The sequence below is a fragment of the Litoreibacter halocynthiae genome (assembly GCF_004365635.1).
Taxonomy (GTDB): Bacteria; Pseudomonadota; Alphaproteobacteria; order Rhodobacterales; family Rhodobacteraceae; genus Litoreibacter; species Litoreibacter halocynthiae.
Window position 1 is genome coordinate 282,574 of record NZ_SOBH01000002.1, and the last position, 21,941, is coordinate 304,514.

Here is a 21,941-nt window from a genome sequence, read left to right on the forward strand (position 1 = left end):
GCAAAACTGCAAAGGCATGCCGGATATGGCCCCACGCAAACTCTACGCGGGCACCAAGCTACGCGAACTTCGGACCCGCATCGGACTGACCCAAAAGGCCTTTGCAGCCAAACTGGGTGTGTCGCTGCCATATCTCAACCAGATGGAAAACAACAACCGGCCGGTCTCCACATCCGTGGTTCTCGCCATGGCCAGCGAGTTCGGCTTCGACGTGACCGAACTGTCCAGCGGCGATGCAGAGCGCATGGTCACCGACATGGCAGAAGCCCTGTCCGATCCGATCTTCGCCGAAATCGCGCCACCCTTGGCTGATCTACGCCTTGCCGCATCGAATGCGCCCGCGCTTTCGCGTGCCTTCATCGAGTTGCATCGCGCCTACCGTCAGAGCCATGAACGCCTCGCCTCGCTGGACGAGGTTTTAGGGCAGGAAGCAACGAATTTGCAGCCAAGCCCGTGGGAAGAGGTCCGGGACTTCTTTCACTATTGCGACAATTACATCGACGCCGTGGACCGCGCCGCCGAACGCTATGCAGGCACCGTCGAGGGTGACATCCTGCGTGCGTCAAACCTCAAGTTCGAGTTACAATTTACTGACAGTAAAACCCTTCGCCGGTATGATCCTGTCGCCAACGCACTCCGCCTCGCCGCCAGTTCAACGCCCTCCACGCAGCGCTTCCAGCTGCTGCACCAAATTGCCCTTCTCGAACAAAACGAGCTTTTGGACGCAACTTTGGACCTCGCCCGCTTCCAAACCGACGCCGCGCGCCATATAGCCAAGATCGGCCTCGCCAACTACTTCGCAGGCGCGGCCCTCTTGCCTTACACCGCGTTTCTGGAAGCCGCTCAGACCACTCGCCACGACCTCGAACAACTCGCCGACAAGTTCGGTGCGTCAATCGAGCAGGTCGCCCACCGTCTCTCCACCCTGCAACGCCCGGGCGCCAAGGGTATCCCCTTCTTCTTCGTGCGCGTTGATCAGGCAGGCACCATTACCAAGCGCCACTCCGCCACACGCCTGCAATTCGCCCGCTTCGGCGGCCCCTGCCCCTTGTGGAACGTCCACCGCGCGTTCGAGACACCGGGCCGCTTCCTGCGCCAGCTGGCCGAAACGCCGGACGGCGTCCGCTACATCTCCATCGCCCGCGACGTGTCCAAACCCGGCGGCAGCTTCACCGCACCAACCCGCCGCTATGCCATCGCCTTGGGCTGTGAGATGACCCATGCCAGCGCTTTGGTTTATGCCGACGACATGCTCCCCGCCAGCCCGCAAGCATTTGAACCCATTGGTATATCCTGCCGCATCTGCCCCCGCCGTGACTGTCACCAACGCTCTGTTCCACCACTGGAAAGCAAGCTCAGCGTCGACCACGACCAGCGCGGCACGCTGCCCTACACGGTCGAATAATGCGCCTGTTGCTGCGCCCGATTGTTCTGCTGGCGCTGTTCTTCGGCATCTATTTCACGCTGGAGCGTCTTGTCGTCTACCCGCTGGACCCACGCGCAATCAGCCCATCGGACACCCGCATCTCCGAGACCAAACTCGATGGCATGGTCATCTGGACCGCCCCGCCTAAACGTGGCAAGCCAACGATCCTCTATATACACGGCAACGCGGGCCACATCGCCAAGCGCACCGCCCGCTTCCAGCGCCTGATGGATCGCGGCTACGGCCTCGTGGCCCCGTCCTTGCGCGGCGGCAATGGCAGCAAAGGCTGGCCGACCGAAAAAGCGATCACTAACGATATTCGTAACCTGTACCGCGCGCTTACTGCCGGTCACCTAACCGGCACGCCCACCGTCCCGGTCATCTACGGGGAGAGCATTGGCGCTGCCATCGCGATCAGTCTGAGCGCAAGCTACATGATGGACCACGGCACACCGCGCCCCCGTGCCATTGTGCTGGAGGCACCGTTCACCTCCCTCAAGGACGTCGCGACGCATATGCATCCGCAACTGCCGCTGGCAACGGGCCTGATGCTCAGCCGTTGGCCATCGCTTGAGCGCATCCCGCAAATCAAATCGCCGCTTCTGATCCTGCACGGCACCAAGGACGATCTGATCCCGATCTCTATGGGCCGCGCTTTGCTCGCCACCGCAGGCTCCGCACAAAAGGAGCTTTACGCAGTCCAAGGCGCGGGCCATATCAATATGTGGACTGGCGATGCGCAGCGTCGGCTCTACAAGTTTCTAAGCCAGTTCTGAGGTCGCCTCGATGGATCACCACGCAAAATACCCCGGTCTGTCCGACCTCAAGACCCGCGCCCGCAAGCGTATTCCGCATTTCGTCTGGGAATATCTAGACAGCGCCACGGGCCAAGAGGCCACATTGAAGCGCAACCGCACCAAGCTCGACGAGGTGCTGCTGCGCCCCTCCATTCTGCATGGCGAGTTCACGCCCGACCTGTCCACAACCTTCCTTGGCCGCGGCTACAAGCTGCCCTTCGGCATCGCGCCCGTCGGCATGTCCGGCCTGATCTGGCCCGGCGCCGAGCGCCTTTTGGCCCAAGAGGCTGCGCGCCAAGGCATCCCCTACTCCATGTCCACCGTCGCCACCCAAACGCCGGAGGACGTCGCCCCGTATCTGGGTGAAGACGCGTGGTTCCAGATGTACCCCCCCCGCGACCCCGACATTCGTAAAGACATGATGAAACGCGCCAAGGCCGCAGGCTTCAATACGCTCATCATGACCGTCGACGTCCCCGTGGCCTCCCGACGCGAACGCCAGACCCGTGGCGGCCTGACCCAGCCCCCGCGCCTGACCGGACGGCTGGCAGTTCAGGCGGCCCTGCGTCCTGCGTGGCTGAACGGCATCCGCAAAACCGGCATGCCTCGCATGAAGCTGATGGACAGCTACGCCGAGCAGACCACCAGCCTGTCCTCGACCGAGCATGTCGGCTACCTGCTTCGCACCTCGCCCGACTGGGACTACGTCAAATACCTGCGCGACGAATGGAACGGGCCGTTGATCATCAAAGGGGTTGCCAACGCCGACGACGCAGCGCGGCTGCAAGACGAAGGCGTCGACGCGCTCTGGGTTTCCAACCACGCAGGGCGCCAGTTCGACGGCGGTCCGTCCACCATCGAGGCCCTGCCCCATATCCGTGCCGCCACTACCCTACCGCTGGTTTTCGACAGCGGCATTGAAGGCGGCTTGGATATCCTGCGCGCCATAGCTCTTGGGGCCGATTTCGTCATGCTGGGCCGCCCGTGGCACTACGCCCTTGGCGCTTTGGGCGATGCTGGACCCGCCCACCTGGCCGATATGCTGGCAAAGGACATGGCGTCGAATATGGGACAGCTGGGTACGAAAACCCTAGCAGAGCTGCCAGCGCGACTAATGTGAGCGCACACAAGCAAGAGGTCCGGCACCTTGTTAGCGCTAATAGAAATTTGCGCCTACCCAGTCGTAGCTAGTTTACGCAACGCCCCTTTGTCCCTATTCATGCTGCAACTGCAAAGATAGGGGTCCTCCTGCCATGGCCGATTTTCAGAAAATCCTCATTTCCAACCGCGGTGAGATTGCCATCCGCGTCATGCGCGCTGCCAATGAAATGGGCAAGAAAACCGTCGCCGTCTACGCTGAAGAAGACAAGCTGGGCTTGCACCGATTCAAAGCTGACGAGGCCTACAAAATTGGTGAAGGCCTTGGACCCGTGGCTGCCTATCTCAGCATTGAGGAAATCATCCGCGTCGCCAAAATGTCCGGTGCGGACGCGATCCACCCGGGCTATGGCTTGCTGTCCGAGAACCCCGAATTCGTTGACGCTTGTGACGCCGCTGGCATCAAGTTCATCGGTCCCAAGGCCGAAACTATGCGCGCGCTTGGCGATAAGGCCTCCGCCCGCCAAGTGGCCGTAGACGCAGGCGTGCCGGTGATCCCCGCTACGGGCGTTCTGGGCGACGACATGGGCGCGATCAAGAAAGAGGCCGCGAAGGTCGGATACCCCCTGATGCTCAAAGCCTCTTGGGGTGGCGGTGGCCGCGGGATGCGCGCCATCAACTCCGAAGACGAGCTGGAAGAAAAGGTGCTTGAAGGCCGTCGTGAGGCCGAAGCCGCCTTTGGCAACCCTGCCGGTTTCCTTGAGAAAATGATCGTCCGCGCGCGCCACGTGGAGGTCCAGATCCTCGGCGACAGCCACGGCGAAATCTATCATTTGTACGAACGCGACTGCTCGGTCCAGCGCCGCAACCAGAAAGTCGTTGAGCGCGCACCCGCCCCCTATCTGTCTGGCACGCAGCGCGAGCAAATCTGCCAGTTGGGCAAGAAAATCTGCGAGCATGTGAATTACGAATGCGCAGGCACCGTCGAATTCCTGATGGATATGGACTCGGGCGAGTTTTATTTCATCGAGGTGAACCCCCGCGTTCAGGTCGAGCACACCGTCACCGAAGAAGTCACCGGCATCGACATCGTCCGCGCGCAAATCCTGATCGCCGAGGGCAAGTCCCTGATCGAGGCCACAGGTTGCGCGTCACAATATGACGTGAAGCTCGACGGCCACGCCCTGCAATGCCGCGTCACGACCGAGGACCCACAAAACAACTTCATCCCTGACTATGGCCGCATCACCACCTACCGCTCTGCCACCGGCATGGGGATCCGTCTCGACGGCGGCACCGCCTATGCGGGCGCGGTGATCACCCGCTATTATGACAGCTTGCTGACCAAAGTCACGGCATGGGCACCGACGCCCGAAGCCGCGATCCGTCGCATGGACCGCGCGTTGCGCGAGTTCCGCGTGCGCGGCGTATCGACGAATATTGCCTTCGTGGAAAACCTGCTCAAGCACCCGACCTTCCTGAACTACGAGTACCACACCAAGTTCATCGACGAGACACCGGAGCTTTTCGACTTCAAAAAGCGCCGCGACCGCGCGACAAAAATCCTGACCTACATCGCGGATATCTCTGTTAACGGCCACCCCGAGACAGAAGGCCGCCCCGTGCCAGCCGAAGCCCGCATCCCGCGCGCGCCGCAACCTGTGGGACAGCCGGCATATGGCACGCGCAACATTCTGGAGGATCACGGTCCCCAAGCCGTGGCCGACTGGATGGCCGATCAGAAACAACTGCTGATCACCGACACCACGATGCGCGACGGGCACCAGAGCCTGCTCGCCACCCGCATGCGCTCCATCGACATGATCCGCGTGGCCCCGACCTACGCCGCGAACATGCCGCAGCTGTTCTCCATGGAATGCTGGGGCGGGGCGACGTTCGACGTGGCCTACCGCTTCTTGCAGGAATGCCCGTGGCAGCGTCTGCGCGACCTGCGCGCGGCCATGCCCAATGTGATGACGCAAATGCTGCTGCGCGCGTCCAATGGCGTCGGCTACACCAACTACCCCGACAACGTGGTGCAGGAATTCGTGCGCCAAGCAGCCGAGACCGGCGTTGACGTGTTCCGCGTGTTCGACAGCCTGAACTGGGTTGAAAACATGCGCGTGGCGATGGATGCGGTGAACGCGTCCGGCAAGGTCTGCGAAGGCGCGATCTGTTACACCGGCGACATCCTGAACCCCGACCGCGCGAAATATAACCTGAAATACTATGTCGAAATGGGCAAACAGCTCAAAGACGCAGGCGCGCATGTGCTGGGCCTCAAGGACATGGCGGGGCTGCTGAAACCCGCCTCCGCCAGCATCCTGATCAAGGCGCTGAAAGAAGAGGTCGGCCTGCCCATCCACTTCCACACACACGACACGGCAGGCGGCGCCATCGCGTCAATCCTCGCGGCGTCCGCCGCAGGTGTGGACGCCGTCGATTGCGCCATGGACGCGCTGTCGGGCAACACCTCTCAGGCGACCCTCGGCTCCGTGGTCGAAGCGCTGGCGCATACAGAGCGCGACACAGGTCTCGACATCAAAACCGTCCGCCAGATTTCCGACTATTGGGAAGCCGTGCGTGGTCAGTATGCGGCGTTCGAGAGCGGCATGCAGGCCCCCGCCTCCGAGGTCTACCTACACGAGATGCCCGGCGGGCAGTTCACCAACCTGAAGGCACAGGCGCGTTCCGTCGGGCTGGAGGAACGCTGGCACGAGGTCGCGCAAACCTATGCGGATGTGAACCAGATGTTCGGCGATATCGTGAAGGTCACGCCATCCTCGAAGGTCGTCGGTGACATGGCGCTGATGATGGTCTCCCAAGGCCTGACCCGTGAGCAGGTGGAGGACCCGAACACCGATGTGGCCTTCCCTGACAGCGTCATCGACATGATGCGCGGCAATCTGGGCCAACCTCCCGGCGGCTGGCCGAAGGCGATCCAGAAGAAAATCCTCAAGGGCGAGAAACCCATGACCCACCGGCCCGGCGAAAAGCTGGAGCCGGTCGACCTGGAAGCTGCCCGTGCCGAGGTCTCCGCCAAGCTGGACGGGCGTGAGATCGACAACGAAGACCTGAATGGCTACCTGATGTATCCCAAGGTTTTCACCGACTATGCCGAGCGCCATAAAATCTACGGCCCCGTGCGCACCTTGCCCACGCGAACCTTCTTTTACGGCATGGAACCGGGCGAGGAGATCAGCGCCGAGATTGACCCCGGCAAAACCCTGGAAATTCGCATGCAGGCCGTGGGTGAAACCGACGACGCTGGCGACGCCAAGGTGTTTTTCGAGTTGAACGGCGCCCCGCGCGTGGTCCGCGTGCCGAACCGCAAGGCCAGCTCCGCCACCGCGCGGATGCCGAAAGCCGAGGTTGGCAACCCCAACCATATCGGCGCGCCAATGCCCGGAGTTGTGGCTACAGTCGCGGCCCGTGCCGGGGCCGAGGTCAAAGAAGGCGATCTGCTGCTGACCATCGAAGCGATGAAAATGGAAACCGGCATCCACGCCGAGCGCGACGCGATCATCAAGGCCGTACATGTCGTCCCCGGTGGGCAAATCGACGCCAAAGACCTGCTGATCGAGTTCGAAGAGGTCTGACCTAATTGTCGCCCGCTTTGCGGGCGGCATCATATTTTTGGATGACTTGGACTAGCGGGCTGTCAAATGGCCCGCTAGGATTCGTTTGTGGCTCAGATCGGAGCCTCCGGCGGGAATATTTTAACCAAGATGAAACTCCTTGTTTTGACAGACACTCACCTGGTTGAACCGGGTGAAGATATCATAGGGCTAAACCCCTCCGAGCGGCTCGCCGGTGTGTTGGACCACGCATTGGAGCATCATCCGGATGCCGCACGGATCGTCATCCTTGGGGACCTGACCCATCACGGGCGCCCTGCTCAATACGCGCAACTGCGCGACGTGCTGGCACGCGTGGACATTCCGGTCTCGCTTATGCTGGGCAACCATGACGACCGCGCCACATTTATCGCCGAATTTCCGGATGCGCCACTAACAACCTCCGGCCATGTCCAACATGTGGTCGAGCTTGGCAGCCATCGTCTGATTTGCCTCGACAGTTTCGACGCGGATGCGACCCCCCGTCATTCCGGCATCCTGTGTGAAGCCCGCATAGCATGGCTGCGAAACGCCCTTGAGAAAGCCGGCGGCGCGCCGGTCACATTGGCGCTGCACCACCCGCCCTTCCTGACCGGACTGGACGGCATGGATGATATTCGCTTGCGCAACGAGGACGACTTGCATGCCCTGATTGAAGAATTCCCCAACGTGGTGCAGCTGCTATGCGGCCACGTCCATCGCACCATCTCCGGCGGTGCGCGCGGCACCCCTTACGCGACCTTCAAGGGTACTTGCCATCAGACCCCGATGTATCTGGGAGTCGCTGGCAGCGATCATTCCATTGACGAGGCGGGCGGCTATGGCGTCGTCTTGTTCACCGATGACGGTGTCATCGTCCATAATGATGATCTTGCCCCGCGCGGTGCGCCCACAGTGGACGGTCATTCCGCCTGATCTCCACGAATTGATCACCTTCGCCTTGTTGCCCCTGCCCCCCGCACATAGGTTGCGGGGAAACTCGAATAAAGGACTTCCCATGCGCACGCCATTCCTGCCCGCCCCCAAAACCCCCCTTCGCGATTTGGCCGATGGCGGCGGCGGATTGGGCAACCTGCCCGACTGGGATCTCAGCGACCTCTATACCGCGCCCGACGCCAAGGAATTCAAGCGCGACATGGACTGGCTGGAAGCTGCCTGCGCCGAGTTTGCCGCCGACTACGAAGGCAAGTTGGCCGATCTGGACGCCAAGGGTCTTTTAGATTGTGTGCTGCGCTACGAGAAGATCGATCTGATTTCCGGCCGCATCATGTCCTACGCGGGGCTGCGTTACTACCAAAACACCACCGACGCGGAACGCGCCCAATTCATGGCCAACGCGCAGGACAAGATCACCGCGTTCTCCACGCCTTTGGTGTTTTTCTCGCTTGAAATCAACCGCATCCCTGATGACAAACTTGATGCGCTATTCGCGCAAGACCCCGACCTCGCCCGCTACAAGCCCATTTTCGACCGCCTGCGCGCCATGCGCCCCTACCAGCTGTCCGACGAGCTGGAGAAGTTCCTGCATGACCAGTCAGCCGTAGGCGCTGCCGCATGGAACCGGCTGTTTGACGAGACCATCGCCGGGCTGAAATTCGAGGTCGACGGCGAAGAGCTTGGCATCGAAGGCACCCTCAACCTGCTCACCGACCCCGACCGCGCAAAACGCGAGGCCGGTGCGCGCGAGCTGTCGCGGGTTTTCGGCGAGAACGTGAAGCTGTTCTCCCGCGTTCACAACACGCTGGCGAAAGAGAAGCAGATCGAGGACCGCTGGCGCGGCATGCCGACGCCCCAAACCGGCCGCCACCTTGCCAACCATGTGGAGCCGGAGGTGGTCGAGGCGCTGCGCAACGCCGTCGTCGCCGCCTACCCCAAACTGTCGCACCGCTATTACGAGTTGAAGCGCAAATGGCTGGGCCTTGACGTCATGCAGGTCTGGGACCGCAACGCCCCCTTGCCGCTCGAAGACCCACGCTTGGTGGGCTGGGATGAGGCGCAAGCCACCGTGATGGAGGCCTATCACGACTTTGCCCCCGAGATGGCCGGTATCGCTGAGCCGTTCTTTAACCGCGGCTGGATCGACGCGGGCGTCAAGCCTGGCAAGGCCCCCGGCGCCTTCGCCCATCCCACCGTCGCCGATGTTCATCCCTACGTGATGCTCAACTACCTTGGCAAACCCCGCGACGTGATGACCCTTGCGCACGAGCTGGGCCACGGCGTCCATCAGGTGCTGGCCGCGGGTCAGGGTGAGTTGTTGTCCTCCACCCCGCTCACGCTGGCCGAAACCGCCTCCGTCTTTGGCGAGATGCTTACGTTCCGCAAGATGCTGTCCAAAGCGAAAACCCAAGCCGAGCGCAAAATCCTGCTGGCCGGCAAGGTGGAGGACATGATCAACACCGTCGTCCGCCAGATCGCCTTCTACGACTTCGAATGCAAACTCCACGAGGCCCGCTCCCATGGCGAGCTGACCCCCGACGACATCGGCGCGTTGTGGATGTCCGTGCAGGCGGAATCCCTCGGCCCCGCGTTCGAATACATGGATGGCTACGAGACCTTCTGGTCCTACGTCCCGCATTTCGTCCACTCGCCCTTCTACGTCTACGCCTACGCCTTCGGCGACGGCTTGGTAAACGCGCTCTATGCGGTCTACGAGGAAGGCGGGGACGACTTTCAGGACAAGTATTTCGACATGCTCAAAGCCGGCGGCTCGAAGCACCACAAAGAGCTGCTGGCCCCGTTTGGTCTGGATGCGAGTGACCCGAAATTCTGGGACAAGGGCCTGTCGATGATCTCGGGGATGATTGACGAGTTGGAGGCTATGGAGGGGTAGTACTCCGACAATGGTGAGCCCGCTCTATTTGGGGTGGGCAGCCATGCTTGCCGAAACCTTGTCAACGGCTACGGACTGGTGCATCCCGCATCAAGTTTGGCGCTAAGATCTAGCGGTGTCGGTTCCGAGCCGAATAGATAGCCCGTGACCCTCGGGCCGTCCCAGTCAAGAGTTGTTGCAAAAAGTAGTTCCGCATCATCGGCTATGTCCGGACGTGCACGTCCTAGGTCCTGGACCATGTTACCCGTTAGACTGAAGCCAAGTTGTTGCAAGTAATGGGATGCGGCAATTGAATCCGCAACCTGTAGACCGCAACCATGTCGGTACGAAACAAGGGTTTCGAAGACGTAGAAGTCCGGTAGATGGTATCCCATCCCACCCGAGCGAAGGTAGATGGAAGGGCGGGCATCAAGCTCCTGAGAGGCCCAGTGCGCGGCAATTTCTGCGGCATCATCTTTTATCATGACCATCCAGTCACGAAAGTCCGACGGGGTCAGGAATTCGTATTCAGCATAGGCCCGGTCCAGCCCCGGCAGACGCGTCAGCGGCGCAGGGTTTACGCCTATGAAGGTGACGACAGCCACCATAGCGGCCTGCCAACCGACAAACAGAGCCGAGAGAGCAGGGCGCGGATTGATCACAGTCAGTGAAAGCACCAAAGCCGCTCCCATCAGGTATGGCACAAAAAGCCTGTAGCCAAACATCATGTGCTGGCCGGACGCTCGGCTGGCGTAAAGCAGAAAGAGAATGACGCTAAAGGTCGCGCCACGCATGATTGCCTTTGAAAGCGGCAAGCGCTTGTCCGTCGCTGTGGGCCGAACAAACAGCACAATTAGAAACAGGCCCGACAGCAGCCCGAAGTTCAGCAGCGCAGACAGGCTGTCAATCGGGGCGCGGCCACCAATCGCCAGCTTGATATAGTAGGAGGTCGGAAAAATATCGCCGTAATAAAGCTGCGCAAACAGCAACCAGCTCGACGCCAGCGCCAGACTAAAGGCAGCACCCGCCCAAATGCTTGGCCGACGGTATTCAACGATCAGAATGGCCAGCAAAACGGGAACGGTCACTAAAACACTGTCATACCGCGTCAGAAACATCAGCGCCGCCAGCAGCCCAAGCACCATAAACTCGCGCCCACTCACGTGATTTGCCCGCTTGATCAGGACCAATCGCGCCACCAGCATTGTGCTCAGACAGACGAGCAATGGTGTCTCCAAGCCTCCCACGGTCCAAAGTGCGAGGAAGGGGGAAAACAATGAAAGTGCGGTGAATAAAACAAGGGCCGTCGCGCGAATTCCAGTTTGGCGCAAAGCAACAAGCCAGCCTGCGAGCACCAGAAGCGGCGCAATTATACGATAGCTATCAACCGGATCGAACCCGATAACCGCCAGAGCGGATTCTAACAGACCATGCAGTGGCGAGGTCAGTGCCGAGACCTGCTCTCCCAAATTGTAGACCAACCCGTTGCCTGCGGCTGCATTCTGCGCATATCGCCCGACGATATATGCGTCATCCGCAACGAATTTCCAAAACAACGCGCAAAGGCCGATATATATCAAGGCACTACCAGCGATTACCGCAAAATCTTTTTCAAAGGGACGGCGCTGCGAGGAGGGATCAATGGATGTCATTTGTGGATAGTCACACTTCTTTGAAACGTCATGAGGGTTAATAACTGTCGCGAATGAAAAGGAGAAATGTTCGTTCCAAGTTGTTTAGCAACCAAACCCGACCAAAGCTAGCAGCGGCTCTTGCACCAGCCATGCCGGTTCTTTCGCCCTCGTGACCTATTTCAGCAATAGCCGCGACCGCCGCACCGCTGCCTCACAAAAATCTTGTGCATTGGTCGCGTGAAAGTTCCTGGTCTTTGCGGTCCAACTTGTAAATTGCCTATCGGTTTCGGCTCGATTGTACCTCCTCATTGCCACGCAATAATGTTGCTATGGTAAATCTGGGAAAATTAGACCAATTTACCCAGCACCCGCAGCATACCGGATTTGCCCCATAATGACCCGCGACGAGTTCAACGCCTTCTGCGCCTCCCTGCCCGCCACCAATCATGTAGTGCAATGGGGAAGCTCGGACGTGTGGAAGGTCGGTCCCAAGCTTTTCGCAGTCGGCGGTTGGGCGGACGGCGCGGATGCGTTCACCTTCAAGGTCTCGGATATCGCGTGGGAAATTTTGCCTGACATGCCGGGCCTGCGCCCTGCCCCTTATCTGGCGTCGCGGGGCATGAAATGGATACAGCACTACAAGCCCCCCGGCCTGTCGGACGCCGAACTGGAGGCCCATATTCGCGCCTCTTACGACATGGTCGCGGCCAAGCTCACCAAGAAAATGCGTTTGGAATTGGGCATCTAGCTCGCCTATTTCAGCTGACTGTCCTTGGATCCGCGCCGGTTGATGCCGCCCCGCGCCTTGAACGCGCCATCCCGCTCGCGCACGCAGTCGATACACAGCTTCACACCCGGTAAAGCCAACCGACGCGCCTCAGGGATCGGTTCTTCACAATCCGCACAATGGGTCAGGCTCTCGCCCTGCGGCACCTTGCGCGTCCGCATCCGTGCCAACTCGTCGTTGATCGACGCTTCGATCTGCTCGGAAACTGCGCCGTCTTTGGTCCAACCTCCCGCCATATCGCATACCTCCAAAGCCATAAATGCACCCCTTCCGTAAGATATGGACTCCAAGCTGTCGTTCAACCCTATGGCAGCCAGTCAACTCACCCCCCGCGTGCCAAGCGCCCATCCACCGCCGCGCGGATCATGTCGCGGGCCCGGGCGTAATCCGCGGCATAGGCGCGGTCGCTTTCTTCCGCCGCGCTCGCGCTGACGCGTTCCTGCAAGTCCCGCTCTGCCGCCATGGCCCCTTCGGCGATCACATCAAGGACCGCCCGACCACGCTGGTCCACAGCCGTCGGATCAGCCCCGGCCCCCAGCAAAACCTCGACCATTCTGGCGTTTCCTCCCGCCATCATCAGCGGCGGCTGGCCGGGCAAATAGTCCGCTTCGACATGTGAGGGCGGTGGCGCGTTCGGGTCCGCCCCATGGGCCAGCAGCCCCTCCACTTGCGCGGTTTGCGAGCCGATCAACGCCAGATGCAGAGGTGTCAGCCCCATCCGGTTCGCTTGCGTAACCAAGTCTGCTGGTAGCAGGCGCAGCATCTCGTCCACATCCTGCGCGCGGGTGTAATAGTTGAACGGCGACGCGGCGGCGTGCAGCATGGTGTAGCCCTGCGCCGTTTGAAAGCGCGGGTCGGCACCGTGCTCCAGCAACAGCTTGACCATCTCCGGCATGAAATCTGCATGGCCCATTGCCCAGATCAACGGCACGGCCCCGTATCGCCCCTGAGGTATATTCAAATCAATGTCAGGATGCTGCGCCAGAAACGCCTTGGCCGAGGTCACGCTACCCTCGAACAACAGGTCGCGCAGCTCACCAAACGGCGCCGGCAACAGGTCGGGCTGCACACGGCTGGCACTTCCCGTTTGCATGTCTTCAATCTGGTGCGAAATCAGCTCTTCAAAGCGGGCGGTATCCCCGACTTGAAGCGCCAGCCTCATTTCTGTGTAGTAAATATCCAATGCCTGAATCTGGGCTTCGCTCATTGCCCCGGGAGGGCCAAGAGAGCGGCTGCCATCGGTCACATAGGCCCCGGTCACGCTGAGGCAAAACGCTGTAAACAGCACCACGGGCGCCGTGCGTGAAAACATCATGTTCGCCCCTTTCGATCCATCTGCCTCAAGCTTACAGCCCCCTTCCAGCGGGCCAATAAAAAAAGGGCCGCGCAGTGCACGGCCCCTTCTGGCATCTCAGTTTGGCGAAAATTAGGCGCTTTCAAGCAGGCCCTTTTCAGCCGCCAATTCCCGCATCCGCTCTTGCAGCTTCTCGAAGGCGCGGACCTCGATTTGACGAATACGCTCGCGCGACACGTCATACTGGCCCGACAGCTCTTCCAGCGTGATCGGCTTGTCTTGCAGGCGACGCTGGACAAGGATGTCCTTCTCACGGTCATTCAGCACTTCCATGGCCTCGGCCAGCAATTCGCGACGCGTGTCCAACTCGTCCTTGGCCTCGTAGTCACCAGCTTGGTCGGCACTTTCGTCTTCAAGCCAGTCCTGCCACTGCGTCGCCCCTTCGCCATCGGCCGAGACAACCGCGTTCAGCGATGCGTCCCCACCCGACATGCGCCGGTTCATCGAGATCACTTCTTTCTCGGTGACGTTCAGGTCATTGGCAATGCGGGCCACGTTTTCAGGGCGCAGGTCGCCCTCTTCCAGCGCGCCGATGCGGTTTTTCGCCTTGCGCAGGTTGAAGAACAGCTTCTTTTGCCCGCTGGTGGTGCCCAGCTTGACCATCGACCATGACCGCAGGACATATTCCTGAATGGACGCGCGGATCCACCACATCGCGTAGGTCGCGAGGCGGAAGCCCTTTTCAGGGTCAAACTTCTTTACGGCCTGCATCAAGCCGACATTGGCCTCGGAAATCACTTCCGCGACCGGCAGCCCGTAGCCGCGATAGCCCATGGCGATCTTGGCGGCGAGCCGCAGGTGTGATGTGACCATCTTGTGCGCAGCTTCAGTGTCTTCGTCTTCCACCCAGCGCTTGGCCAGCATGTATTCTTCCTCAGGTTCCAGCATCGGGAACTTGCGGATTTCTTGCATATATCGGTTCAGACCTTGCTCCGGGCTCGGAGCCGGTAGTCCGGTGTAATTCGCCATCGTGTCATGCCCCCCTTAAAAGGTGTGCGTATTCGGATACTGAATATATGAGCAGGTTTCGCCCTACTCAAGTTTTTGGTGCGCACATACGCTGTGCGGGTTACTTATGGATTAATGTAGGAACTCGGGGTTGGTTCCAAAAGGGGTATGTTACGAGTATTCACATAAATGTCAGTGAATCAGCCCAATTCCTTCAAAAGTGCCTCAAAATCAGGCGGCAAAGGCGCCTCAAACCGCAACATTTCGTGTGACACAGGGTGTTCAAACCCAAGTGTAGCGGCATGAAGCGCTTGGCGTGGAAACTCCCGAATGGCCTCCAGAGCCGCTTCCGGAAGCGCATTTTTGGCCAGCTTCCGCCGTCCGCCATAAACCGGATCACCCACAAGTGAATGCCCCACATGGGCCATATGCACCCTGATCTGGTGCGTGCGCCCCGTTTCCAGCCAGCATTCCAGTAACGACACTACCGCAGGCGTCCCGAACCGCTCCAGCACCCGCGCGCGGGTGATCGCATGACGGCCCGCGTTCTTGACCACAGCCTGCCGCTGGCGGTCGGTTTTGTGGCGCGCAAGGTTGGCAATCACCCGCAGGATGTTGCCCTGCTCGAACGCGACGCCCGGCAAGCCGTTGATCCGCGGGTCAGAGGCTTCCGGCACGCCGTACACCAGCGCGTTGTAGCGCCGCTCGACCGTGTGTTTCTCGAATTGCTTGGCCAGTCCCTGATGCGCGATGTCGGTTTTGGCCACCACCAGCAGGCCCGACGTTTCCTTGTCGATGCGGTGCACAATCCCCGGACGCTTCTCCCCGCCGATCCCCGACAGGCTGTCGGCGCAGTGATGCAGCAGCGCGTTCACCAGCGTGCCATGAGGCGAGCCGGGGGCCGGATGTACCACCATCCCCGCAGGCTTGTTCACCACGATCAGCGCGTTATCCTCGAAGATCACATCCAGTGGAATGTCCTCGGCGACGGTGTCGTACTCCACCGCCTCACCGACAGTGACCGTCCATACCTGCCCCTCTGCGGCCTTGGTTTTCGGCTCGGTCACGACTGTGCCATTAAGTGCCACGGCTCCTTGCTCGATCAGCTTAACAATTCGTGAACGGCTGAGCTGCGCCTCCACTGGCGCAAACAGGGCCAGTGCCTTATCAAGACGCGCAGGCGGGGCGTCAGTGATCTCGACCGCGATAGTTTGAGGCGACATGGACAATGATCCCGAATTTTCGGCGGAAGAACCCGCCAACCTGAAGTTTCTGCGGCGGCTGGTAACAACCCTGACCGCAACGATGATTGTGGGCCTTGTAGTGATGATCACGCTGGTTGTCATCCGCTTGAACGCAAGCACTCCTGACCTTGCCCTGCCAGCCTATATCAAGCTGCCCGACGGGACCCGCGCAACCGCCTTCACACAGGCCCCAAACTGGTATGCAGTGGTCACCGCCGACGACCGCATCCTGATTTTCAACCGCGACAGCGGCGAGCTGACACAGCAGATTTCCGTCAATTCACGCCCGTGAATAAACTGTTCACTACCATAAGGCCTTGAAAGCAAGGCAGATAAATTCGTTGCCAGATCTACAATCTAGGCGCATCCTAAATGGGCATTTTAAGCACTAAATTGAACATTTGGATTGTACCATGGAAGACATCTGGCAGCTTGGCGCGGCCAGCGGGGCCTCTGACCAACATGCCGCTGCCACAGAACCGAGTGGCATGGTTGACCTGATTTCGGATCTGGAACCGCTCGACGCGCAAACTGAAGAGACCGACCGCAAGTCCGTGCCCGACACGCTGGCTGCCCCCCTTTTCGGGGTGGTGGGCGATGTCGAGATGTCGACTTTCGCCATTCTGGACGCCGCGAAAATCACCGACCTGCCCGAGATTCTGATCGGCTCCGGCTTGGATCATCAATGCCTGTTTGTCGGCGCCGCTCAGGAAGAGTTGGGCCATGTCGCCCCGTGGATCGTCCGGCTGGAGGAAGATAACAGCTTCACCCGCAGCCTGTTCACGCTGACTGATCCGCCCAGCCCTTGGACCCATTGGTCCAAAGACGCAGGCATCTACCTGCGCTCGACCGCTTCCCTTGCGGACCTGTGCGCCCATTTTCGCAAATTCACCAAAGTGCGCATGGACGGCGTGCCCGACGGCGACCGCACCCAATGGCAATACTTCCGCTTTTATGACCCCGAGCAAGCCACGCTCTATTTCAACGCAATCCGCGCGTGGCCTGATCGTATGGCGCAGTTCTACCGCCTGCATGACGGCACGCTGGTCGATCGGATCATAACGCTGTCCTCGGTCGCCGCCACCGCTCATATCTTCGCCCCTGATCCAGAGGCATTGCCCGTAGAGCGCCCGAACGCTTTCGTGTTTCAGAGCCGCGATGCGCATGTCTTCGCCTCCGCCCGCCGCCCCCGTTTCCGGCAGGAACTGGCCGAATGGCTGCTGCGCATGGACGAGCCACGCTTCAAGCCGTTCTCCGAGGAACAACTCTATGCCCTCGTGGATCACGGCCTGAGGGAGGGCGACGCGCTAAAGTTCACCTTCAAGGAAGAATACGTCTACCTGCTGTATATGATGAGCTATTTCGGCGGGTGGTTCCATAAATCGGGCCGCATGCCCGAGATTAGCAGGATACTGGTCGAGGACGGCCGCGCCCGCCGCGCGAATTTGGAACCCGCCTTCCTGCGCGCCCATTCAGACCTGATGGGCGATGCGGACGTGACCTATCGCAACTGGGCGAAGCTCTTTACGCAGCTGGATGGCCACCTGACCAAAGCAGGCGGCTGGACACGCTTCAATCCCGACACCGCGCGCCAGTTGATCATGACCGCAACCCCACATCTTGGTGACGAAGACCGCGCGCGGCTTGACGAATTTTTGCGGCGTGTCGAGTACGATTGTGACGCCCGCAAGGTGACGCACCCCTCTGCGCGTGGGGTCGTGCTGCTGTTTTCTTACACAATGGGCCACGCATTCTTCGAAGACCCACTGTTTCCGTGGGCAATAGAGCTGGCCGCCGAACATGACACCCTAGAGCCCGCCCTGCCCGCTATCGCAGAATATGCAATGAAGCGCGGGCGCAAGATGCTTGCTGATTTCCAGAAGGGAGCCGCCTGACATGTGCGCAACAACTGGCACCACCCCATCCGGTACCCCACCCGGCTCTCCTCCCGGCGGCTCGTCCGGCGGCACGGGCCTGTGCTGTGATTGCCCGGCCGAAGACGACTTCACAACCGACGGCAACGGCACCTATTATTCCTCGCCGATGGATGACCCAAGCTGGCCCTTGAACAACAAGGCTCACATCAAGATTGAACGCAGCGGAAAGACTGGGACCGTGACGGTGACCAAGACATTCAAACTGTCCTACACCAACGGCGCTGAAACCGACGAAGCTGGTAATGGCACCATAGTCAAAAATGCGATCAGCAAGGCTTTTGGCACATGGGAGTCCAAGGCCGGTAGCTACAAAATTCAGGTGGAGCAGCCCGGTTGCCCGAAACAAAAGCTCAAAATCAAGTTCAAAAGCAACGAGGTTGCCAGCGCGCCGGATATTGCCATCGACGTCGACGGCACGGCTGACGATCCCGCAGATCCGTTGCGCAGCTATGTGGAGGAAGGCACCGCGATGACTTTTTATGTCACCGCAGGCGACATTGAATGGACGATGATCCACGAATTGGGCCACACCTTGGGCCTGCCAGATGAATACAGCTACGATCGCCCGACAAACACCGCGCCTGTGCTGACCTACAAGGGGGCAAGTGATCCGGACGAATCCGTGACATTGTCTGCGTCTGCGATCCCTCCCGATGACCCGGCTCAATTTGCCTTCGACAACACGACCGTAATGGGACAGGACAGCGACACCACCCATCCAAAATACCTTTATTACTGGATCGCGATTGAAGTCGACCGTATCCTCCGCTCCGAGGGAGTGATCGCCGTTGTCAAAGTCGTTTAAAGCAACCCTAGCAGCCGCTTTTTTGCTGCTGACCATGACCTCCTGTATGGGGAATTCCAAAATGCCCGAAACCTGCGAAATGAAACTCGAAGCCCTGACCACCCAACAAGCTGGTCCGCTTGAACTTTCGGTAATTGCGTCGCGACAATTGTGCATCGTGCAGGGAAAGCCCTTTGATCCGCGCCCCTATGCGGCGCGGCTGCAAGTAACGAACAAAAGCACGAGCCCGATTGAGGTGACTTACCCGTCCGGCGCGATTGCCCAGCGGGCCTTCACCCAGACTGAAGTGGTTGAAACGCTGGCCGGACAGGTGCCAACCCGTCACAAGGCGAAAATTCGCCGGCCCCCTGTTAATCCTGCCAAAGTTCGCGAAGAAAAAGTATCACTTGCGCCGGGGGCGTCACACGTCATTCCGGGAACTCCCAGCCACATGCTTCCGATCGCCAAGATGGCAGTCAACGGCGTTGCTTACGACGGCGGGGACGTGGGCGAGCCTGACCAATGGCTGCGGCGGTTCGAGCTGACCTACACGTCCGGTTTCAGCGCCAACGGGGCACGGGTACAAGTGCCTCTCACTATTCCGCTCGAAATCGTGCTTACGCCGAAACTCGAAGAGTAATCAGCGTCATCCTGTCAAATTGGGGGGATGGTACCGCCTCCCCGGCTTGAACGGGGGACCCCTGGTTCCACAAACCAGTGCTCTAACCAACTGAGCTAAGGCGGCACACTTCGTGGGATTTACCCATAGGGGCGCGCGATTGCAAGACCGCTATGGCGATTAATTCCGCTTAAAGTGAAAGTTCGGACTCTTGCTCGACCGTGTCCTGCCCCCTTGCCTCACAGCCGCATCAGGGATACCTCAAGACCCAGCCAAGACAAAGAGGGTCCAATGGGTATCAACAGCGAAAGCGAAATTGCGGGCAACCTGCAAATCGGTCCGACCACCGACGGGATGGTGCGCATCTATGTCGAGGCAGACGGTATCGAGTTGCCCTTCGACTTTGACCCAGAAGAGGCCGAGGAAATCGCCGAAGAAATTCGCGCGGCCGCTCAGGGCGCCCGCGCGATGACTTCAAAAGGCAAGAAGCGCTAGTTCACGCAAACGCCATTGCGGTAACTGCCCACCGTGCGCACCACCTTGGACGGGGCGGCTTCGATGCGCTGTCCGGATAGCTCCGAACGCAGCACACGGCTCACCAGATCAGACAGCGCGGTGACGCGGTAGCACGACACCGTCGGCTCCATATGGCCATAGCCGACGCCACTGTCGTCGGTCAGGAACATATACCGCCCGCCGGTCTGCACCGCCGCTTGGCGCATCAGATATTCCGCCTCCGGCCCGACCCCACTGGCCCCCAGCCCGAATACCTGCACACCCTTCGCCGCAGCATTTCGGGCCGCTTGCAAGTAGGCCTTCGCACGGTGGTCGTGCTCTGGTGCATCAGCCACATGGATCATCAACCGCTCGCCCTTGCCACTGCGCCACTGCATGCCAGCAGCCGACGCCAACGCCCGCGCCGCCGCCTCGGGATAGTCGCCCCCGCCGCCCGCAGACTGCGCCCGCAGCCAACTCTGCATCTGCGATTGCTTTTTGGTGAACCCGTAATTCTTCACCACATAGGCATCCCCATCGTCGCGATAGACCACCAGACCATAGCGGATATCCACACCCGGTGCGGCCCGTTTGGCCTGACGCACGAGGCCCTTTAGCTCTTTGGTCAACCACGCCAATTCGTCCGCCATGGACCCCGTTGTGTCTACAACGAAGGCCAAATCCAGAAAGTCCGGCGACCACTTCCCGTTAAACGGAAGTTGCACCTGCGCGCGTTGCCCGGTTCTCAGCCGTTGCACCATCGGCGCGCCTTGCCCGTCAGGGATCGCACGCAACTCCACATCGCGCAGACGCCCTGCCCCAAGGCTCGCCGGAAAGACCGAGATCATCCCGTCCACGCCGGAATAGCCCGAATAAAACGGCTCCGCCGCACCGGGCTTGCGCAGGGTGACCCGCACGCCGGGGGCAACTTTGCCATCCGCCCCGCGCAGCTGCGCCAATACCGGTGTCGCCAGATTTGCCATCGGCAGCTTCAATTCCTTGCGGGACTTAGCTTGATAGCGGGCAAAGGCCGCCAAATTCAGCGCGTCGTCGATGTCACCCGCTGTAATCACACCACGTCGCGCAGCACCTTGATGGGACGGCACAGGAACCGGCAGCGGTCTTGGGGCAATCGTCGTGCTGACCTTCGCGCTTGGGGCCGCTTCCACGGCGACCATCGGCTCTTCTAACACGTCACCCGAATACGTGCTCGGTGCGTCACAAGCGGCCAGAAATGTTGCAGCCAAAAGGGCCGCACGGGGGGCTGAAAATAACTTGGTCATGAGGTCACTCCATTTAATGTGTATTTTGCACATATCGTCAATTTACTTGCTCTCGTCAAGAAAAATGTGCATATTGCGCATATGCTGGATGTACTCGATGCCCTCCTCGCCCCCTTCGCCCGCCTGATGGTGGCGCTTGGCGTGCCGTTCCCCGATCTGGCGGAGCGGTTGAAGGCGCATTACGTCGAGGCCGCGCACAAAACTTGCGATGGCAAACCCACCGACAGCCGCCTGTCTGTGATGACCGGATTGCAGCGCCGCGACGTGGCTCGGCTGCGCGACTTCCACCCGAACGAGCCGCGTCTGACGCATCTGTCGCGCCTCGTCTCGCTATGGCAGACCGAGGACGACTATGCAGGAAAATCCCTGCCCAAAAGCGGCCCCGCCCCGTCATTCGAGGCACTGGCATGGGAGGTCCGCCGCGACGTCCACCCGCGCACGATGCTGGATACGTTGCTGGCCGCTGGTACCGTTTCGGTGGATGGCGAGACGGTCACCTTGCTGGAAACATCGTATCAACCTCTGGCCGGATCCGAGGACCAGATGGCCTATCTTGCCCGCAACATGGGCGACCACCTAAGCGCGGCTACCACCAACATCACCTCCGACACACCGCCATTCTTTGAACGTGCGGTGCATTACGCGGCGCTGTCACCCGCGCAGGTCGCGACCTTGGAAACGCAGTTCCGTAACGGCCAAATGGCGCTGTTAGAACAGATCAACAAAGAGGCCGCCGCGATGAAGGCCTTGCCTTCCGATGTCCCGCCCGTCAGGTTTCGCGCAGGCGGATATTTCTACCACGAGGACGTAACATGAGGCGGATTGCAACGGCGGCTTTGGCACTGGCATTGGCGGCTTGCGCGATGCCGGAACAAGAGGTCGTTATTGTCGAGCCGGTCTTAGCCGAACCAGCAGTCGCCGAAGCCGGAGCTCCGAATTCAAAGCTGGAAGCCTGCGTACCGGGCGAGGATGACGGTATCGGCGGCACGGGATGCGCGGTCGATTGAGCGCCCCGACAGGGTAACCCATGGGTTACCCCCATCCGTTGCGTGTTAACTCTTTTTGTGAATGAGATCAGACCAAAGCACCGAACGCTTTTACACCTGTTT

20 protein-coding genes and 1 tRNA gene are annotated in these 21,941 nt (G+C 60.2%); 14 read left to right on the plus strand and 7 right to left on the minus strand.

All coding sequences use genetic code 11. The features are described 5' to 3' along the window. The first annotated feature begins 25 nt into the window (after positions 1–25). From BDE40_RS08585 to BDE40_RS08610, 6 genes are all read left to right on the plus strand, one after another. On the plus strand, positions 26–1,405 hold the full coding sequence (locus BDE40_RS08585) for a helix-turn-helix domain-containing protein (protein ID WP_134014175.1): 1,380 nt from the start codon (positions 26–28) through the stop codon (positions 1,403–1,405). Continuing rightward, a complete protein-coding gene (locus BDE40_RS08590) occupies positions 1,405–2,202 on the plus strand; it encodes an alpha/beta hydrolase (RefSeq protein ID WP_134014176.1) in 798 nt (265 codons plus the stop codon). Before BDE40_RS08585 ends, BDE40_RS08590 begins: the two co-directional genes overlap by 1 nt. Before the next feature lie 10 nt (positions 2,203–2,212). Next, positions 2,213–3,343, plus strand: a complete 1,131-nt coding sequence (locus tag BDE40_RS08595; RefSeq protein ID WP_134014177.1) for an alpha-hydroxy acid oxidase — start codon at positions 2,213–2,215, stop codon at positions 3,341–3,343. Positions 3,344–3,476: 133 nt separating this feature from the next. Continuing rightward, positions 3,477–6,920: a pyruvate carboxylase gene (locus BDE40_RS08600; RefSeq protein WP_134014178.1), complete on the plus strand. Its 3,444-nt coding sequence runs from the start codon at positions 3,477–3,479 to the stop codon at positions 6,918–6,920. Between the two features lie 87 nt (positions 6,921–7,007). Further along, entirely contained in the window at positions 7,008–7,853 is an 846-nt protein-coding gene (locus BDE40_RS08605) for a phosphodiesterase (RefSeq protein WP_246030394.1), read from the plus strand. Positions 7,854–7,935: 82 nt separating this feature from the next. After that, positions 7,936–9,768 (plus strand): M3 family oligoendopeptidase, encoded by a 1,833-nt coding sequence (locus BDE40_RS08610; RefSeq protein WP_134014179.1) that lies wholly within the window; start codon positions 7,936–7,938, stop codon positions 9,766–9,768. Between the two features lie 68 nt (positions 9,769–9,836). On the opposite strand, the gene BDE40_RS08615 is transcribed toward BDE40_RS08610, so the two are convergent. Beyond that, positions 9,837–11,327 carry a glycosyltransferase family 39 protein gene (locus tag BDE40_RS08615; RefSeq protein WP_162848060.1) on the minus strand — a complete coding sequence of 497 codons (1,491 nt, stop codon included), beginning with the start codon at positions 11,325–11,327 and terminating at the stop codon, positions 9,837–9,839. Positions 11,328–11,775: 448 nt separating this feature from the next. On the opposite strand from BDE40_RS08615, the gene BDE40_RS08620 reads away from it, so the two are divergent. Next, a complete protein-coding gene (locus BDE40_RS08620) occupies positions 11,776–12,129 on the plus strand; it encodes an MmcQ/YjbR family DNA-binding protein (RefSeq protein WP_134014181.1) in 354 nt (117 codons plus the stop codon). A gap of 5 nt (positions 12,130–12,134) precedes the next feature. On the opposite strand, the gene BDE40_RS08625 is transcribed toward BDE40_RS08620, so the two are convergent. From BDE40_RS08625 to BDE40_RS08640, 4 genes are all read right to left on the minus strand, one after another. After that, a complete protein-coding gene (locus BDE40_RS08625; RefSeq protein ID WP_134014720.1) occupies positions 12,135–12,404 on the minus strand; it encodes a DksA/TraR family C4-type zinc finger protein in 270 nt (89 codons plus the stop codon). Between the two features lie 86 nt (positions 12,405–12,490). Further along, positions 12,491–13,483 (minus strand): ankyrin repeat domain-containing protein, encoded by a 993-nt coding sequence (locus tag BDE40_RS08630; RefSeq protein ID WP_134014182.1) that lies wholly within the window; start codon positions 13,481–13,483, stop codon positions 12,491–12,493. Between the two features lie 111 nt (positions 13,484–13,594). Continuing rightward, a complete protein-coding gene (gene rpoH / locus BDE40_RS08635) occupies positions 13,595–14,491 on the minus strand; it encodes an RNA polymerase sigma factor RpoH (RefSeq protein ID WP_073140237.1) in 897 nt (298 codons plus the stop codon). A gap of 179 nt (positions 14,492–14,670) precedes the next feature. Further along, on the minus strand, positions 14,671–15,693 hold the full coding sequence (locus BDE40_RS08640) for an RluA family pseudouridine synthase (RefSeq protein WP_134014183.1): 1,023 nt from the start codon (positions 15,691–15,693) through the stop codon (positions 14,671–14,673). On the opposite strand from BDE40_RS08640, the gene BDE40_RS08645 reads away from it, so the two are divergent. The 4 genes from BDE40_RS08645 (at position 15,692) to BDE40_RS08660 (ending at position 19,075) form a co-directional block, all read left to right on the plus strand. Next, positions 15,692–16,006, plus strand: coding sequence for a DUF6476 family protein (locus BDE40_RS08645; protein WP_134014184.1), 315 nt, complete (start codon positions 15,692–15,694; stop codon positions 16,004–16,006). The two genes, BDE40_RS08640 and BDE40_RS08645, sit on opposite strands and share 2 nt — an antisense overlap. A 121-nt stretch (positions 16,007–16,127) precedes the next feature. Continuing rightward, complete coding sequence (locus BDE40_RS08650; RefSeq protein ID WP_134014185.1) at positions 16,128–17,609, plus strand: DUF4123 domain-containing protein; 1,482 nt, start codon at positions 16,128–16,130, stop codon at positions 17,607–17,609. Position 17,610: 1 nt separating this feature from the next. Further along, on the plus strand, positions 17,611–18,456 hold the full coding sequence (locus BDE40_RS08655; RefSeq protein WP_134014186.1) for a zinc metalloprotease: 846 nt from the start codon (positions 17,611–17,613) through the stop codon (positions 18,454–18,456). Positions 18,457–18,535: 79 nt separating this feature from the next. Further along, positions 18,536–19,075, plus strand: coding sequence for a hypothetical protein (locus BDE40_RS08660; protein WP_134014187.1), 540 nt, complete (start codon positions 18,536–18,538; stop codon positions 19,073–19,075). A gap of 28 nt (positions 19,076–19,103) precedes the next feature. Here BDE40_RS08660 and BDE40_RS08665 read toward each other — a convergent pair. Beyond that, a tRNA-His gene (locus BDE40_RS08665) sits at positions 19,104–19,180 on the minus strand. A 165-nt stretch (positions 19,181–19,345) separates the two neighbouring features. Here BDE40_RS08665 and BDE40_RS08670 point away from each other — a divergent pair. After that, on the plus strand, positions 19,346–19,549 hold the full coding sequence (locus BDE40_RS08670) for a DUF6324 family protein (RefSeq protein ID WP_121021578.1): 204 nt from the start codon (positions 19,346–19,348) through the stop codon (positions 19,547–19,549). Here BDE40_RS08670 and BDE40_RS08675 read toward each other — a convergent pair. Next, a complete protein-coding gene (locus BDE40_RS08675) occupies positions 19,546–20,832 on the minus strand; it encodes a vWA domain-containing protein (RefSeq protein WP_162848061.1) in 1,287 nt (428 codons plus the stop codon). The two genes, BDE40_RS08670 and BDE40_RS08675, sit on opposite strands and share 4 nt — an antisense overlap. Positions 20,833–20,913: 81 nt before the next feature. On the opposite strand from BDE40_RS08675, the gene BDE40_RS08680 reads away from it, so the two are divergent. Together BDE40_RS08680 and BDE40_RS08685 are read left to right on the plus strand one after the other, a co-directional pair. Beyond that, positions 20,914–21,648 carry a DUF6502 family protein gene (locus BDE40_RS08680; protein ID WP_134014189.1) on the plus strand — a complete coding sequence of 245 codons (735 nt, stop codon included), beginning with the start codon at positions 20,914–20,916 and terminating at the stop codon, positions 21,646–21,648. Then, positions 21,645–21,839: a hypothetical protein gene (locus BDE40_RS08685; protein ID WP_134014190.1), complete on the plus strand. Its 195-nt coding sequence runs from the start codon at positions 21,645–21,647 to the stop codon at positions 21,837–21,839. The genes BDE40_RS08680 and BDE40_RS08685 overlap by 4 nt, the downstream gene beginning before the upstream one ends. Positions 21,840–21,941 lie beyond the last annotated feature (102 nt).